The organism is Streptomyces sp. NBC_00038 (genome assembly GCF_026343635.1).
GTDB lineage: Bacteria > Actinomycetota > Actinomycetes > Streptomycetales > Streptomycetaceae > Streptomyces.
Genome location: NZ_JAPELQ010000001.1, coordinates 2785294 through 2800999 on the forward strand (window position 1 = coordinate 2785294; position 15706 = coordinate 2800999).

Consider the following 15706-nt stretch of genomic DNA (forward strand, 5'->3'; position numbering starts at 1 on the left):
CAAGCCTGTACGCAGATCGGGTCGGCGCGCCCGCGAAGGACAACGATCCGACCCAAAAGGGGGTACTGCCGTACGGAGGAAATGTGTTGGGGCGGCCGAGGTGCTAGGAGTCGTGCGCGCGGGCCGGGTTGACGCCGCGCATCGACCTGGGGCAAGGGCCTGTCCGGCGGAACAGGCCCTGAATGCTCAGCCCGTGAAGTCGGCCCGGTGGTCGACGGCCCATTCGGCGAAGGTGCGGGCCGGGGAGCCCGTGACCGCCTCGACCGTCTTGGTGATCTCGGGGCGTATGCCCACGGTGGCCGCGAGGGACTTCAGGACGCCCGGGAGCATCTGCGGCGGGACGTGCGGGAAGAGGTCCCGGCCCACCTCCTCGGACGGGACCTCGACGAAGCGCAGTTCGCGGCCGAGGGCACTGCCGATCGCGGCGATCTGCTCGCCGGTGGTGACCGCGGCGGGGCCCGTGAGGCGATGGACGGCGCCGGAGTGACCGTCGTCCAGGAGGGCGCGGGCGGCGACGGCGGCTATGTCGCCCTCGTGGATGGGCGCGGTGAGGGCGCCTGCGAAGGGGCCGCGGACGGTGTCGCCGGAGCGGATCTGCGGGGCCCACTGGCGGGCGTTGGCAGCGAACGCGTTGGGGCGCAGGAAGGTCCACTCCACGCCGCTGTCGCGGACCTGTCTCTCGACGGCGGCGTGCCAGGCGTAGATGGGGTGGGTCTCGTCGGCGCCCTCCCGGATGATCCCCGAGGAGAGCATCACGACGTGCCGGACGCCCGCCGCACGGGCCGCGTCGAGCACCGCTCCGGCCCGGTCACCGGTGGCCTGTACCTGGAGGAACAGTTTGGACGCGCCCTTGAAGAGGGCTGCCGGGTCGGTGAGGTCGAGGCGCGCGACCTCGGCCGCCGCGGGGAGCGTGGCCTGCTCCGGATCCCGGGTCAGGGCCCGCACGGGCCGGTTCTCGGCGACCAGACGGTCGACGAGCGCACGGCCCACGTTCCCGGTGGCACCGGTCACTACGATCATGCGTTCTCCTCCTTGGGCTGATCATCCCTGCCTCCCCGAGCCTAGGAGGGATGATCAGCCCGCCGCATCATCTTGCGGGAACCGGCTCCCGGACCGCCGGTCCTACGCCTCCCTGACCCGCAACGCCCGCCCCAGGTCGTCCAGTTGGTCGGCGAGCTTGCGGCGCAGGGCCGGGATGGGGTCGGCGTCGCGGAGGCAGGCCTCGCCGAGGGCGAGGGTCTCCGGGGTGACGGCGTGGACGGGGAAGGCCCAGCGTCCTGCGGCTTCGGCGATGGCGGGGCCGCGGCGGGCTGCGAGGGCCACCGCGTCGGGCCAGAAGCGCTCGACGTACTCCCTTACCAGGTCGGCCTGTTCGGGCTGCCAGAAGCCCTGGGCGGTGGCGGTGAAGAGGTAGTTGGAGAGGTCGTCGGTGGTGAACATCGCCTCCCAGGCCGCCTGCTTGGCCTGCGGGTCGGGCAGCGCGGCGCGGCAGCGGGCGGCGCCCTCCTGACCGGTGGCGCTGGGGTCCTGGACGAGTTCGGCGTCGATGACGGCGTCGTCGATCGCGCCGAGGACGGCGAGCCGGCTCAGGATGCGCCAGCGCAGCTCGGGGTCCAGCTCGGGGCCGCCGGGGACGGTGCCCTCGGAGAACCAGGCGCTGATGGTGTCGGGGTGGGCGGCGACGTCGATGAAGTGGCGTACGGCGGTGAGGCGCAGGCCGGGGTGCGAGCCGTCCTCGGTGCGGCGGATGAGGTCGCGGCACAGCGAGGTGAGGACGGCGAGGGCGGCGGGGCGGTCTTCGGGGCGCACATAGCGGTCGGCGACCTGTGCGGCGGCAAAGGACAGGACGCCCTGGACGAGCGCGAGGTCGGTCTCCTCGGGCAGGTGGGCGGCGGCGGTCTCCAGGTAGGCGGCCGGGGCGAGTTCACCGTCGCGGGCCATGTCGCGCAGGGTGTTCCAGACGACCGCGCGGGTGAGTCCGTCGGGGATCGCGGAGAGGCCGCGCAGGACGGTTTCCAGGGAGGTCCCGTCGAGGCGGATCTTGGCGTACGTCAGATCCGCTTCGTTGGGGACGACCAGGGCGGGGCGGCGGCCGGGGAAGCTCTGGGCCGCGTCGCCCATGGGCAGGTCGAGGCTGATGCGCTCACGCGGGACGAGGGTGCGGCCGTCGGCGGGTTCGAGGTCGTAGAGGCCGACCTCGACGCGGTGCGGGCGGCTGCCGTCGCGGTCGACGGTGAGCGACCAGCCGGGCCTGTCGTCGGTCACGGTGGTGGTGAGGGTGTCGACGCCGGTGGTGCGGAGCCAGGCGTCGGCCCAGGCGTGCACGTCCCGCTCGGTCGCCCCGGCGAGCGAGTCGATGAAGTCGGCGAGGGTGGCGTTGCCGAACTTGTGGCGGGCGAAGTGGGTGTTGATGCCGGCGAGGAAGTCCTTCTCGCCGAGCCAGGTGACGAGTTGGCGCAGTGCGGAGGCGCCCTTGGCGTAGGAGATGCCGTCGAAGTTGAGCATGGCGGACGCGGTGTCGGGGACGGCGTCCGGGTCGGGCGCGACGGGGTGGGTGGAGGGGCGCTGGTCGGCGTCGTAGCCCCAGGGCTTGCGGCTGACGCCGAACTCGGTCCAGGTCTTCGTGAACCGGGTCACTTCGGTGAGGGTCTGGTAGCCCATGTACTCGGCGAAGGACTCGTTCAGCCAGATGTCGTCCCACCAGCGCAGCGTGACGAGGTCGCCGAACCACATGTGGGCCATCTCGTGGGCGATGACCATGGCGCGGGTCTGCCGCTCGGTGTCGGTGACGGCGGAGCGGTAGATGAAGTCGTCGCGGAAGGTGACGAGTCCGGGGTTCTCCATGGCGCCGGCGTTGAACTCGGGGACGAACGCCTGGTCGTAGGAGTCGAAGGGGTAGGGCTCGTCGAACTTCTCGTGGTACCGGTCGTAGCAGGCGCGGGTGACGTCGAGGATCTCCTCGGCGTCGGCGTCCAGGTAGGGGGCAAGCGAGCGGCGGCAGTGGATGCCGAAGGGGAGGCCGCGGTGCTCGGTGCGTACGGAGTGCCAGGGTCCCGCGGCGACGGCGACGAGGTAGGTGGAGATCAGCGGGGTCGCGGCGGCTTCCCAGCGCCCCTCCCCCAGGTGTTCGGTGACGCCGTTGGCGAGGACGGTCCAGCCCTCGGGGGCGGTGATCGACAGTTCGAAGACGGCCTTCAGGTCGGGCTGGTCGAAGGCGGCGAAGACGCGCTGGACGTCTTCCATGAACAGCTGGGTGTAGAGGTAGGTCTCGCCGTCGGTGGGGTCGGTGAAGCGGTGCATGCCCTCGCCGGTGCGGGAGTAGCGCATGGCGGCGTCGACGCGCAGCTCGTGCTCGCCGGCGGTCAGTCCCTTGAGCGGCAGCCGGTTCTCGTCGAGGGTCCCGGGGTCGAGGGGCTGCCCGTCGAGGGTGACGGAGCGCAGCTCGGCGGGCTTCAGCTCGACGAAGGTGTCCGCGTCGGCGCGGACCGTGAACCGGATGACGGTCCGGGAGTCGAAGGTGTCGTCGCCGCCGGTCAGGTCGAGTGCGATCCCGTAGTGGTGGACGTCGAGGAGCTTGGCACGGGTCTGCGCTTCGTCGCGCGTCAGTACGGACATGGGGACATGCTGCCTGATGGGTCCGACAGCGCACAGAGGTGGCCCGCTTTACGGCCTTTGCCCCCGGCCCTGATGACGAGGTCCGGACCTGTTCCCTGCTACGAGGTCCGGTCCTGCCTCAGCTTCCCGTGGCGGGCCTCGCGCTGGAGGGGGACGCGGGTGTCGGGGTGCGCGAGGGCGGGGTCCGGGGTGTGTTCCTTGACCAGGGCGCGCAGTTCGCGCACTTCGCGTTCCAGGCTCTGGTAGCGCTGGTGGGTGTCGTACAGGTAGCGGACCTTGGTGCGCAGCGCCCAGGGGTCGATGGGTTTCATGACGAGGTCGGCGACGCCGAGGCCGAAGGCGGTGGCGGTCAGTTCGGCGTCGGGGCCGAAGCCGGTGACCAGGATGATGGGTATGTGCTGGGTCTGTCCCACGCGCCGCATGTAGCGCACGACGTCGAGGCCGCTGACGCCGGGCATGCGCACGTCGAGGACGAGCAGTCCGACCTGGCCGCGCAGGACCTCCTTGAGCGCCTCGTCGCCGCTGGTCGCCCGTGACAGGTGGTAACCCAGCGGGGCCAGGGCGCTCTCCAGGGCGTACAGCGTGTCCTCATGGTCGTCGACGATGAGGATCTTGGCGTCCGAAGGCATGGCCCGACGTCCCCTCGTTTGGACATACCAGCTTATGCCCGCACGGACTCACGACGTGCGCCCGCGGTGGAGAAGGAGTGCTCGGCACAAACGCGGCGCAGAGCGCTCAGCGCAGGATGCACGGTGGGGCGGGCCGGTGTCACTCCCCCGTGTCGGCAATGGTGTCGACAGTGCCGTCCGCGATGCGCTCGTGGTGCCGGATGACCTCGGCGATGATGAAATTGAGCAATTTTTCGGCGAAGGCCGGATCCAGCTTGGCGTTCTCGGCGAGGCTGCGCAGCCGGGCGATCTGGTGGGCCTCGCGGGACGGATCGGCGGGCGGCAGCTGATGGGCGGCCTTGAGGTGGCCGACCTGCTGCGTGCACTTGAAGCGCTCGGCGAGCATGTGGACGACGGCGGCGTCGATGTTGTCGATGCTGTCGCGCAGCCGGTCGAGTTCGGCGCGGACGGCCGGGTCGACCCGGGGGCCCGCGCCGCCGGTCGCCTCGTTGGTGTTGCTGGTGGTCATGGGGACCAACCCTACGTGGCGTGCACACACTCCCTACAAGCGTGTGGGCGCTCCCTATGTGTCGGGCGGACGCTCGATCATGGGTGGATCGTCGGGATCCGGTATCCGGTCGCTCCAGCCGCCGGGCACCGTACGGCCCTGCTGTTCCCGGAAGCGGACTGGTGCCATGCCGACGCGGCGGGTGAACAGGCGGGAGAAGTAGGCGGGATCGTCGTAGCCCACCTGTCGGGCGACCGCGGCGACGGGGAGGTCGGTGGCGGCGAGCAGTTCCTTGGCGCGGCCCAGGCGGATGCCGAGCAGGTAGTCCTTGGGGCTGCGTCCGGCGGCGCGGCGGACGGCGGTGCGCAGTTCGGCGGGGGTCATGCCGTGCCGGGCCGCGTGCTCGGCGACGGACAGTGGCTGGAACGCGTCACGGGCGAGGGCCCCCAGGACCGGGGAGCCGTCGGGCGCCAGATCGGCGCGGGCGCGGCGCAGCGCGACGAGCAGTTCGTGGACGGCGGCACCCGTCTCGACCTCCAGGAGGGGGTTGCCGCGGCGGGCGGCGCGGGCGATGCGGCCGACGACGGCGCGGGCGCCGGAGGCGTCGGAGAGGGGCACGACGGGCCGGCCCGGTTGGATGTAGCCGAGTTCGGTGTACGTCGCCGTAGCGGGCCCCGTGAAGTCGACGAAGCACTCGTCCCAGCCGGAGTCGGGCCCGTAGTGGTGCGGTACCCCGGGTACGAGCCAGATCAGGGCGGGCGCGGTGACGGAGAGGCGGTGCCCGTCGGGTGTCCGGTACCAGCCGCTGCCCGCGCTGATCACGACGGCCACGTGGTGGTCGAGGGTGCGGGGCCCCACGGTGGGCAGCTCGCCGTACTGGAGGCCGACGCCGAGACAGACGAGACCGAGCCGGTGGTGGGCGGGGTCGGGGGTGAAATAGCGCATCCAGGTGTGGTACATCCGCTCCCGCCCCTCCCCTTCGGCTCCTTTGGTCTGTCCAACCAGCCTTGATCTTTGTCCATGGACCGGGCCGTCGCCAGAGGTCAGGGTGGGCCCATGAGCGAGTTCACGGTGGGGGACACGGATTTTCTGCTGGACGGGCGGACGGTGCGGCTGCTGTCCGGCGCGCTGCACTACTTCCGGGTGTGCGAGGAGCTGTGGGGGCACCGGCTCGGGATGCTGCGGGCGATGGGGCTCAACTGCGTGGAGACGTACGTTCCGTGGAATCTGCACGAGCCGCGGCCCGGCGAATTCCGCGACGTGGAGCAGCTGGGGCGTTTCCTGGACGCGGCCCAGGAAGCGGGCCTGTGGGCGATCGTGCGTCCGGGCCCGTACATCTGCGCGGAGTGGGAGAACGGCGGGCTGCCGCACTGGCTGCCGGGCCGGCCGAGGACCCGGGACGTGGAGTATCTGCGGCAGGTGGAGCGCTGGTTCGGCCGGCTGCTGCCCGAGATCGTGCCCCGGCAGATCGACCGGGGCGGCCCGGTACTCATGGTGCAGGTCGAGAACGAGTACGGCAGCTACGGCTCGGACCAGGTGTATCTGCAGTGGCTGGCCGACCTGTTGCGCGCCGAGGGGGTGAGCGTGCCGCTGTTCACCTCGGACGGCCCCGAGGACCACATGCTCACCGGCGGTTCGATCCCCGGAATCCTCGCGACCGCCAATTTCGGCTCCCACGCGCGCGTGGCCTTCGAGACACTGCGCCGGCACCAGCCCCAGGGGCCGCTGATGTGCATGGAGTTCTGGTGCGGCTGGTTCGACCACTGGGGCGCCGGTCATGTCGTACGGGATGCGGACGACGCGTCGGGGGCGCTGCGGGAGATCCTGGAGTGCGGTGCGTCGGTCAACCTCTACATGGCGCACGGGGGTACGAACTTCGCGGGTTGGGCCGGCGCCAACCGGGGCGGCGGCGCGCTGCACGACGGCCCTCTGGAGCCCGACGTCACCTCCTACGACTACGACGCGCCCATCGACGAACTCGGGCGGCCCACCGAGAAGTTCTGGCGCTTCCGGGAGATCCTCGCCCAGTACGCGGACGGGCCGCTGCCCGAGGTGCCGCCGGCGCCCGCGGCGCTCGCCGGGCCGGCGCCGGTCGAACTTCATGGCTGGGCCGCCCTGGACGCCGTGCTGGACGCGCTGGGCGGTCCCGAGGCCGAGTACCCCGTGCCGCCCACGTTCGAGGAACTGGACGTGGACCGGGGGCTGGTGAAGTACGAGGTGACCGTGCCCGGCCCCCGGCAGCCGTACCCGCTCACCCTGCGCGGGCTGCGGGATCTGGCGGTGGTGTACGTCGACGGGGCGGCGGCCGGGGTGCTGACCGAGGAGGACACACGGCTCAAGGAGCCCGTCGCGGGGCACGCGCGCGTGGAGGTGTGGGTGGAGTCCCTGGGCAGGGTCAACTACGGGCCTCGCAGCGGCGAGCCGAAGGGCATCACCGGAGGCATCCTGCACGAACGGCAGTATCTGCACGGGGTACGGGCGCGGGGGCTGCGGCTGGACGCGCTCGACGACGTCGGCCCGGTCCCCTTCGGCGAGCTCCCCGCGGACGGCGCCCCCGGCCTGTACCGCGGCACCGTGACGGTGCGCGGCGCCGGGGACGCCTTCCTCGAACTCCCGGGCTGGACCCGGGGTTTCGTGTGGATCAACGGCTTCAATCTGGGCCGCTACTGGTCCGTGGGCCCGCAGCGTTCGCTGTACGTCCCCGGTCCTGTGCTGCGCGAGGGCGTCAACGAGGTGTGGGTCCTGGAGCTTCAGGAGGCTCCGGGGTCTCAGGAGACCTCGGTCACCTCGAAGGAGTCGAGCGAGAACTCCGCGGAGCCGCCGTCGACGATCTTGCGCAGCCCCACCCAGGCCTCACCCTCGGCCGGCGCGGTGAACTCGTAGGCCAGTTCCGTCGGTTCACTCGCCACCGGCAGGTCCGTGCGGTCGAGTTCGGTCGTCGTCGCTCCCTGGTCGACGGCGGTGATCCAGGCGTACTGCCCGGCCGTCTCGTTCTCGTGGCGGAAGGCGACCCGGTAGCGCCGCCCCGGCTCGAACCGGACCGTGTGCGGCACGGTCCGGTAGACCAGGCCGTCGTTCTCGCCGCGCGACTTGAGGGACTCCGAGCCGTCGATGACGTCGTCGACCGCCTTGCCGTTCCAGCCGCGCCCGGTGAACGGCGCGTGGCGTTGGGCGATGTGGGTGCGCGGGTCGTTGGCGCCGCCCGCGTCGCCCTTCACGAAGGGGCCCCAGCCCTGCGGGACGTTCTCGAAGTCCTCGAAGACGAGGGCGCCCTGCCTGGCGCTTCTGACGGCCGGCACGACGCGTACGTTGTCGAACCGCACGCGCGCGTGCCCCGCGTCGGCGCGCAGCGCGAGGTCGACGGGGCCGCCGCCCTCGGGCACGGTGAAGTACGTGAACATCCGCTGGAAGCGGGTGCCGTGCTTGCGGTCGGCCGCGACATGGTTGACCGCGGTGGACGTCCGGGTCCAGTTGGCGGCGGTGACGCCGTCCGCGGTACGCACCTGGAGCGACGCCTTGCGGGTGTCACCGGCGTTCTCGCCCACCTCGACCTGCACGGAGGCGGCGTAGGGGCCCGGCTTGAGGCGGGTGAGCCGCTGCGAGACGGCGGCCGCGCCACCGGAGGCGATCACCAGCTCGTAGTCGCCCAGGTCGCTGAGCTCGACTGAGGCGGGCCCGGTGACCGTCCACCCCTTCAGTGAGCCGGAGTTGAAGCCGGGGTCGGTCAGCGGGGTGGCCTGGCCCCAGGAGGGGGCGGGGGCGTCGGCGACGCGGGTGCGGTAGAGGACGTACGGCTGCTTGGGTGCGGCGTCGAGGGTGACCTTGCCGGCGCTTACGGGGACGTAGGACTGGAACACCCGTCCTTGGTCGGTGAGCCGGTACAGGGCGACCCGGGAAAGGCCCTCCCACGCGCGCGGGAGCCGCCAACTGCTTTCGCCGCCCGCCGGGTTGTAGTGGTAGAGCTTCGTGGGCTTCTTCGGCTCCCAGGGCAGGAGGTAGGTGCCGCCGTCGTAGACGAGTCGTCCGTCGGTGGTGATGCGGCGGGTGCCGTCCGTGTCGGACACCGAAGTGGACACCGGCCCGGAGAAGGTGATCTCGTGCTCGCCCCAGGTCCTGATCGGGTACGCCTGGAGGTACTTGGCGGGCAGTGAGTGGGCCCAGATCAGGTCGTAGAAGTAGGTCCAGTCGGTCTTGCCGGTCCAGCCCTCGAAGTTGCCCATGCGGGCGATGCCCAGCAGGGTGGGCCACTTGTCGGCGAAGACGTCCTTCTGGTGGTTGCGGATGAAGCGGATCAGGCGGGAGTTGATGCCGCGTGAGGTGTCGGGGCCGTAGTCGGTCTCGGTCGCCCAGTGCGACCACAGGGCGGACCGCTCCAGGCCGTGGCCCCACTCGGTGGTGACGTGCCAGCCCTGGTCGCGCAGGGCGCGCTGGAGGCGGTCGGAGGTCCAGCCGGACTCGCGGAAGACATCGAGGTAGATGGTGTTGAGGGCGGGGTCGGTGTCCGCGCGCAGGTCGGCGAAGCGCTTGACGACGTCCCCGGAGACGAGGTCGCGGCGCTGGTCGATGCGGTAGCTCTGGTCCAGCCAGTCCCACTGCTCGTTGGTCTTGTCGACGAGGGTCTCGGAGAAGGCGTTGGCCACGGGGTACGACTCGGTGGCGTTGACGTGGACGGCGAAGTCGCTGTTCCACTTCCTGCCCTCGCGGACAAGGGTGTTGAGGTCGTCGAGGCCGCCCGCGCGCTTGTTGTAGTTGCCCGCGTAGTCGGGGTGGGCTGAGTCGTGGCCTTCGGACTGGTAGCCCTTGAGGAGCGTGAACTGCCGCAGCCCGTCGGTCGCGAGGGAGATCCGTTTGACGTTGTCGAGGGTGGCGAGGAACGGATTGGTGGCCTGCGAGGCGAAGTTGAAGGGGATGTGCGGGACGACCCGCAGGTACTGCTCGTCGGCACCGAGCGGATTGACCATGATGTCGCGGAAGGCGATGGCCGCGTCCTGCCAGTCGACCGCTCCGTCGCCGTTGCGGTCACCGGTGACGATCACGGTGGCGTACGGGAGGGGCTCCGTCTCGGTCGCGGTGGCGGCGCGGTGGGTCCACTGGCCGGGGGTGAGCTGGACCTTGACATAGCCGTCCTTGCGGATGGTGCGCCGCCAGAACCGGCCGTTCTCCCAGGTGGCGCCCGCGGTGTTGGCGGGCTTGTCGTACACGGTGTTCGTCTCGATCGCGCCGCCGAGCGTGCTGTGCGCGAGGACCGCGTACGCGCATCCGGTCGCCGCCTGCGCCGGGGTCTCGGCGGTCGGAGTGACGAGGGTGTCGCCGCTCGCGGCCTTGTCCAGGCCCACTCGGGCGGCGAGGAGCTGGGCGCCGGGCTGGTCGCTGCGCACCGAGAGCAGGGAGAGGCCGGGGATGTGGAGGGTGCCCACGGGGAGGGTGGTCGTGTCGGCGATGGCCGTGACCCGCCACGTGACCCGGAAGCCGTCGACCACGATCTCGACGTCGATGGTGGCGCCGCCGTCGAAGGCGAGCCGGTACGTGACGCGGTCGCCGCCCGCGGTCGCGGTGACCGTCGGGGTGCGCGCGACGTCGTCGACGAGGACGGTGGTGAGCTCGTCCTCCTGGCCGTGCAGGACGGCTCCGGTGGCCCGGTCGATGTAGGAGACGATCCGCGGGAAGGCGGCGGCGACGCGGACTTCGAGGGCGCCGGAGCGGATGGCGAGGTCGTCGCCCGCGGCCGCCGTGGCCGTGCCGGGCACGCCGAGCGCGACCCCGACCCCCGCTGCGGCTCCGGCCGCGACGACGGCACGACGGCTGGGGATGAAGGTGTCTGCGGGCATGGCTGAGGGCATGTCTGAGGGCTGCAAGGCACTCCTCCTGGGGGCGGCGTTCCGTGCCGTCAGCCTGCGGCGCGTGACATGAACGTGCCCATGGACAAAGGAGGGACAGCAGTTGGACTAACGGAACGGACGCTTCAGGGACCTCGCTAGGGACCTGGCTTCGACACCTGGTGGAAGTGCCGTCCTGATGACCGCCCGGAATGCCCTCCGTACGGCCCGCCCAACGGTGGGCGCCCGCGACCGAGGCGGGTCGCGGGCGCCTACAAACCTGCGCGTGTGGCGTCAGAGAGTCAGAGCGTTGCCGCGGCGCTGGCTATCGCCGATGCGAACGTCGAGACCTCGGAGTAGACGCCGGGGGCGTTGGCGCGGGCGCAGCCGATGCCCCAGCTGACGATGCCGACCTGGATCCAGGCGTTGGCGCTGTCCCGGCGGAACATCGGGCCGCCGGAGTCACCCTGGCAGGTGTCGACGCCGCCGGCCGCGTAGCCGGCGCAGATCTCGTCGCTCGCGACGAGGCCGCTGTAGCCGCTGTACGAACGACAGGTGGCGTCACTGACGAACGGCACGGTCGCCTTCAGCATGTAGCGCTGCTGGGCGCCGCCCTCGGAGGCCGAGCCCCAGCCCGCGACGGTGAAGGTGCCGGTGTTGTACTGCGTGGTGGTGGCGATCTTCAGCGTCGACTGGGTGGTGATGGGCGAGGCGAGCTTGATGAGCGCCCAGTCCTTGCCGTTGCCGTTGTAGCCGGGGGCCCGGTAGACGTACGTGGACTTGACCTGGACCCGGCCGGTGGTGGACTGGAGGTCGACAACACCGGCGGTGGCGGTGATGCTGGTGTTGGCGCCGGTGCCGCTCACGCAGTGCGCGGCGGTGAGCACGATCTGCTGGGTGTAGAGCGCGCCGCCGCAGCCCATGGAGAGCCGGACCATGAACGGGAACTCACCCTGCGCGGCGCGGGTTCCGCCGACGACGGGCGCGGGCGCGGCCTGCGCGCTGGAGAGGGGCTGGAGCGAGACGGCCGCGAGAAGGACGGCGCCGATGGCGAGCGCTCTCTTGACGCCGGTGAATCTCTTCAGAAACTTCAACGTGCTTCCCTTCGTGGGGGGTTGAACGCGCGGCGGGGGAGCCGCACGTCACGCACAGCACTGGGCCGCGGCACCGGTAGCGCCGACGACCCGGATGCATGGCATGTTCCTGCCAAGCTGTTGCGGATTATGGAGAGCCCCCCGCGCCCCCGGCAAGGGCACCATTCCGGCCACCTCGGGTCAGCCACCCCCGCCCGCACCCCGCCGCCCGGCGGACCCCCGGCCTACAGTGGAAGTCGGTCCCGGCGTCTTCAGGGGGTGCGGACGTGGCGAACGGCGGACCCGTCGAGCACGGCTACCCGCACCTCGACACGGTGCGGGCCTCGATCACCGCGCTCTACAAACGGCTCTCGTACGACACCATCCACACCTTCGCGACCAGCGTGGCCCCCGCCGACGTGGCCTTCAGCGACACCGACGACCTGCATCTGGGCGCGCAGCGCGTGGCCCAGGAAATGGTGCGCCACTACCACCTGCCGGACGCCCGGATGATCGTCGGCTTCCGCGAGATGACGCACGCGGCGAACGTCGAACTCGCCGCGGGCCCCGAGTACTTCATCGAACTCAACGACCGGTTCCGCACCCACCGCCGGGACATCGGCGCGGCCCTCGCCCACGAGGTCATGCACGTCTACCTGCACCGCCTCGGCCTCGACTTCCCCGGCACCCGCGACACCGAGATCCTCACGGACACCGCGGCGACCTACCTCGGCGCGGGCTGGCTCCTCCTCGACGCCTTCCGCGAGGACGCGGACTCCTCGCAGAAGCTCGGCTATCTGACGCCGGAGGAGTTCGGATACGTCCTCGCCAAGCGGGCGCTGGTCTTCGGCGAGGACCCCTCGATCTGGTTCACCAGCCCGCAGGCGTACACCGCGTACAACAAGGGCATGGCGCAGGCCCGCCGCGACGAGCAGCAGCCCCCGCTGACCGCCGCCGGCTGGGCGGGCCGCCACCGCTACGCCAAGGACCGCCGCTACGCCCAGGACCACCACACCCCCGGCCCAGGGCCCGGCGTCCCCTACACCTTCACCCCCGACGGCCGCGGCCCGCTGCGTGTCTCGTTCCCCTGCCCGACCTGCCACCAGCGGATCAGGGTGCCGGTACGCGGCCGGGTACGGGCACGCTGCGCGCTGTGCCGGACGGTGCTGGAGTGCGACACGTAGGTGGCGAGACGTAAGAGGTGAGGCAGAACACCCCAAAAGCCTTTGCCTCACCCGGCCTTCGGGAGCGAGGGTCGAAGGATGAGCACGAACGACCCCACGGCGCTTCTCTTCACCGCTGTGTACGAGGGTGACGAGGACGCGGTCGTACGGCTGCTGCGCGCCGGCGCGGATCCGGAGTCCGTGGACGAGGACGGCCAGACGGTGCTGTACCTGGCGGCGGTGAGCGACCAGCCCGACATCGTACGGCTGCTCCTCGCGGCCGGCGCCGCGCCCGACCGGCTCAGCGCGGGCTCCGACGCTCCGCTGTGCGGGGCGGCGTGCGGCGGGCACACGGAGGTCGTACGTGCCCTGCTCTCGGCCGGGGCCGATCCCGACACGGTGGAGGAGCACGGGTTCACCGCGCTGGCGTGGGCGTTGCGGTGCGGTCATGTCGCCGTGACGGAGGCGCTCCTCGCGGGCGGCGCGGATCCGGACCGGGCCGGGCCGAGCGGTGAGCCCCCGCTGGTCGCGGCCGCGCGGCGGGGGGCGCCCGGCTGCGTACGCGCCCTCCTCACGCACGGTGCGCAGTCCCGCGCCGAGGCCCTCGCGGAGGCGCGCCGCTGGCTGGCCCTCGACGTGGAGGCCGAACTCCGCGCAGGCCTGCGCCAGGCCTACGGCCCCGACCGCCCCTCCGTCACCCACCGCTACCCGGCCGACGGGGGCGTCATCATCGAGGTCCAGATCCTCGACGCGGAGGGCCGCCCGATGGCGGGCAACGACCAGCAGACGGGGCACGCGGAGATAGTGACCCTTCTCGGTGGGTGAGGATCTTTTTTCGCCCCCTCCGCCCCTACCCATTCCCGTCCCTTGGGGGCTCCGCCCCCAAACCCCCGCTCCTCAAACGCCGGAGGGGCTGAAACTTTCCCCGCCCGGCGCTGAAATCGTTCAGCCCCGGGCGGCAGATCTTCGAGCCCCGGCCGGGGAGAGATCCTTCAGCCCGTCCGGCGTCCGAGGACAAGACCGCACCATCCCGATTCCCCACCCACCCACGGGGCCTCCGCCTTTCATCCCCGGCCGGGGAGAGATCTTTCAGCCCGTCCGGCGTTTGAGGACGAGGCCGTCCAGGCCGATAGCGGGGGTCTGGGGGCGGCAGCCCCCAGGTACGGGACGGGAAGGGGCGGAGGGGGCGAAAAAGCCACGTCACCCAGCCCCGTACACCGCCCCCGGCACCTCCGCCCCCGCCAGCAACTTCAAGGCGGCATCCCCCGCCCCCTCCGGAGTCCACCGCGCCCCCTTGTCCACACCGGGCCCCGCCCGCCACCCCTCCATCACAGTGATCCTCCCGCCCTCGGCCTCAAACACCCGCCCGGTGACCCCGGCACACCCTCCGGACCCGAGCCACACCACCAACGGCGACACATTCTCCGGCGCCATCGCGTCGAAGCCCGCGCCACCCTCAGGCGCGGCCATGGTCGACGCGAACACCCGCTCGGTCATCCGCGTCCGCGCGGCCGGAGCGACCGCGTTGACCTGAACCCCGTACCGCCCCAACTCGGCCGCGGCAACCAGCGTCAGCCCCACGATCCCGGCCTTCGCCGCGCTGTAGTTCCCCTGCCCGACGGACCCCAACAACCCTGCCCCGCTACTGGTGTTGACCACCCGGGCGAGAGGCGTCCGCCCGGCTTTGGCCTCCGCCCGCCAGTACGCCGCCGCGTGTTTCAACGGCAGGAAGTGCCCCTTGAGATGGACCCGCATCACGGCGTCCCAGTCGTCCTCGTCGAGGTTGACCAGCATCCGGTCGCGCAGGAACCCCGCGTTGTTGACGAGGGTGTCGAGGCGCCCGTACGTCTCCAGGGCGGCGCGCACGAGGGACGCGGCGCCCTCGGTCGTCGCGACATCGCCCCCGTGGGCGACCGCCGTCCCGCCCGCCGAGCGGATCTCGTCGACGACCTGCCCGGCGGGAGACCCGGGCCCGGGCGTGCCGTCGAGACCGACCCCGAGGTCGTTGACGACGACCCGCGCCCCCTCGGCGGCGTACGCGAGCGCGTGCGCCCGGCCGAGCCCGCGGCCCGCACCCGTGACGACGACGACCCGCCCCTCACACAGCAACGGTGCACTCATCCCAACTCTCCTCAGCTCTCCTTGTTGGCGGTCGCGGCGTCGAGGAAGGCGGGCCGCTCCCCGCCCCCGTGGACGAGCAGCGAGGCCCCGCTGATGTACGCGGCGGCGTCGGAGGCGAGGAAGACGGCGGCCTCTCCGACGTCGTACGGCTCGGCGAGGCGGCCCAACGGCACGGTCCGCGCGACGGCGGCGACCGCGTCCTCGTCCCCGTAGTGCAGGTGCGAGCGTTCGGTGCGGACCATGCCGACGACGAGGGTGTTGACCCGGACGTCGGGGGCCCACTCGACGGCCATCGAACGGGCCAGGTTCTCCAGGCCCGCCTTGGCCGCCCCGTACGCCGCCGTGCCGGGCGAGGGCCGCGTACCGCTCACGCTGCCGATCATCACGACCGCCCCCTTGGCCCGCTGGAGATGGCGGTAGGCGGCGAGGGAGGCGGTCAGCGGCGCGGTGAGGTTGAGCTCGATCACGCGGGTGTGGCGTTCGGCGTCGGACTCCGCGAGCGGCTGGTAGGGGGAACCGCCCGCGTTGTTGACCAGGACGTCCAGCCGGGGCAGGGCGTCGAAGAAGTCGCGGACGGCGGAAGGGTCACGCAGGTCCACCGACGCGAACCCGACGCCCTCGACCGGCACTTCGGGCGGCCTGCGCGCGCAGACCACGACGTCGGCGCCCGCCCGCACGAAGGCCCGCGCGATCCCGGCCCCGACCCCTCGGGTGCCGCCCGTGACGACGACGGTCCTGCCGCCGAGATCCACGTTGTCCACAGGCCCTCCCGCTGGGATGCATTCGCTGCTAGCTTCGAAAT

Annotated in this window: 12 protein-coding genes; 3 read left to right on the top strand and 9 right to left on the bottom strand. The window is 71.7% G+C overall.

The annotated features are described in order from the left end of the window. Nucleotides 1-186: 186 nt before the first annotated feature. The 5 genes from OG219_RS12825 to OG219_RS12845 form a co-directional block, all read right to left on the bottom strand. Nucleotides 187-1020, bottom strand: a complete 834-nt coding sequence (locus tag OG219_RS12825) for an NAD(P)H-binding protein (protein WP_266825986.1) — start codon at nucleotides 1018-1020, stop codon at nucleotides 187-189. A gap of 102 nt (nucleotides 1021-1122) precedes the next feature. Further along, nucleotides 1123-3615: an aminopeptidase N gene (gene pepN, locus OG219_RS12830; protein ID WP_266825988.1), complete on the bottom strand. Its 2493-nt coding sequence runs from the start codon at nucleotides 3613-3615 to the stop codon at nucleotides 1123-1125. A 98-nt stretch (nucleotides 3616-3713) separates the two neighbouring features. Beyond that, nucleotides 3714-4244 (bottom strand): two-component system response regulator, encoded by a 531-nt coding sequence (locus tag OG219_RS12835; protein WP_266825990.1) that lies wholly within the window; start codon nucleotides 4242-4244, stop codon nucleotides 3714-3716. Between the two features lie 139 nt (nucleotides 4245-4383). Further along, on the bottom strand, nucleotides 4384-4752 hold the full coding sequence (locus OG219_RS12840) for a chorismate mutase (protein ID WP_266825992.1): 369 nt from the start codon (nucleotides 4750-4752) through the stop codon (nucleotides 4384-4386). A gap of 54 nt (nucleotides 4753-4806) precedes the next feature. Further along, nucleotides 4807-5691: an AraC family transcriptional regulator gene (locus tag OG219_RS12845; RefSeq protein WP_266825994.1), complete on the bottom strand. Its 885-nt coding sequence runs from the start codon at nucleotides 5689-5691 to the stop codon at nucleotides 4807-4809. Nucleotides 5692-5787: 96 nt separating this feature from the next. On the opposite strand from OG219_RS12845, the gene OG219_RS12850 reads away from it, so the two are divergent. Next, complete coding sequence (locus OG219_RS12850; protein ID WP_266825996.1) at nucleotides 5788-7614, top strand: beta-galactosidase family protein; 1827 nt, start codon at nucleotides 5788-5790, stop codon at nucleotides 7612-7614. On the opposite strand, the gene OG219_RS12855 is transcribed toward OG219_RS12850, so the two are convergent. Next, complete coding sequence (locus OG219_RS12855; RefSeq protein ID WP_266825998.1) at nucleotides 7500-10559, bottom strand: endo-alpha-N-acetylgalactosaminidase family protein; 3060 nt, start codon at nucleotides 10557-10559, stop codon at nucleotides 7500-7502. The two genes, OG219_RS12850 and OG219_RS12855, sit on opposite strands and share 115 nt — an antisense overlap. Nucleotides 10560-10849: 290 nt before the next feature. After that, the gene (locus tag OG219_RS12860; RefSeq protein ID WP_266836080.1) at nucleotides 10850-11632 is read right to left on the bottom strand and encodes a trypsin-like serine protease; all 783 of its coding nucleotides are present in this window, start codon (nucleotides 11630-11632) and stop codon (nucleotides 10850-10852) included. 275 nt (nucleotides 11633-11907) lie between these two features. On the opposite strand from OG219_RS12860, the gene OG219_RS12865 reads away from it, so the two are divergent. Both OG219_RS12865 and OG219_RS12870 read left to right on the top strand, forming a co-directional pair. After that, on the top strand, nucleotides 11908-12804 hold the full coding sequence (locus OG219_RS12865; RefSeq protein WP_266826000.1) for a hypothetical protein: 897 nt from the start codon (nucleotides 11908-11910) through the stop codon (nucleotides 12802-12804). A gap of 78 nt (nucleotides 12805-12882) precedes the next feature. Beyond that, the gene (locus OG219_RS12870) at nucleotides 12883-13608 is read left to right on the top strand and encodes an ankyrin repeat domain-containing protein (protein ID WP_266826002.1); all 726 of its coding nucleotides are present in this window, start codon (nucleotides 12883-12885) and stop codon (nucleotides 13606-13608) included. A gap of 375 nt (nucleotides 13609-13983) precedes the next feature. Here the strand turns inward: OG219_RS12870 and OG219_RS12875 are convergent, their stop codons facing one another. Then, nucleotides 13984-14904: an SDR family oxidoreductase gene (locus OG219_RS12875; protein ID WP_266826004.1), complete on the bottom strand. Its 921-nt coding sequence runs from the start codon at nucleotides 14902-14904 to the stop codon at nucleotides 13984-13986. A gap of 11 nt (nucleotides 14905-14915) precedes the next feature. Next, the gene (locus tag OG219_RS12880) at nucleotides 14916-15656 is read right to left on the bottom strand and encodes an SDR family oxidoreductase (RefSeq protein WP_266836081.1); all 741 of its coding nucleotides are present in this window, start codon (nucleotides 15654-15656) and stop codon (nucleotides 14916-14918) included. Nucleotides 15657-15706 lie beyond the last annotated feature (50 nt).

Bases quoted from the DNA above. Each gene is read 5' to 3' on its own strand.
- OG219_RS12855 (WP_266825998.1), bottom strand. From the start codon at position 10,559: ATGCCCGCAGACACCTTCATCCCCAGCCGTCGTGCCGTCGTCGCGGCC.
- OG219_RS12835 (WP_266825990.1), bottom strand. From the start codon at position 4,244: ATGCCTTCGGACGCCAAGATCCTCATCGTCGACGACCATGAGGACACG.
- pepN (WP_266825988.1), bottom strand. From the start codon at position 3,615: ATGTCCGTACTGACGCGCGACGAAGCGCAGACCCGTGCCAAGCTCCTC.
- OG219_RS12840 (WP_266825992.1), bottom strand. From the start codon at position 4,752: ATGACCACCAGCAACACCAACGAGGCGACCGGCGGCGCGGGCCCCCGG.
- OG219_RS12845 (WP_266825994.1), bottom strand. From the start codon at position 5,691: ATGTACCACACCTGGATGCGCTATTTCACCCCCGACCCCGCCCACCAC.
- OG219_RS12875 (WP_266826004.1), bottom strand. From the start codon at position 14,904: ATGAGTGCACCGTTGCTGTGTGAGGGGCGGGTCGTCGTCGTCACGGGT.
- OG219_RS12870 (WP_266826002.1), top strand. From the start codon at position 12,883: ATGAGCACGAACGACCCCACGGCGCTTCTCTTCACCGCTGTGTACGAG.
- OG219_RS12850 (WP_266825996.1), top strand. From the start codon at position 5,788: ATGAGCGAGTTCACGGTGGGGGACACGGATTTTCTGCTGGACGGGCGG.
- OG219_RS12825 (WP_266825986.1), bottom strand. From the start codon at position 1,020: ATGATCGTAGTGACCGGTGCCACCGGGAACGTGGGCCGTGCGCTCGTC.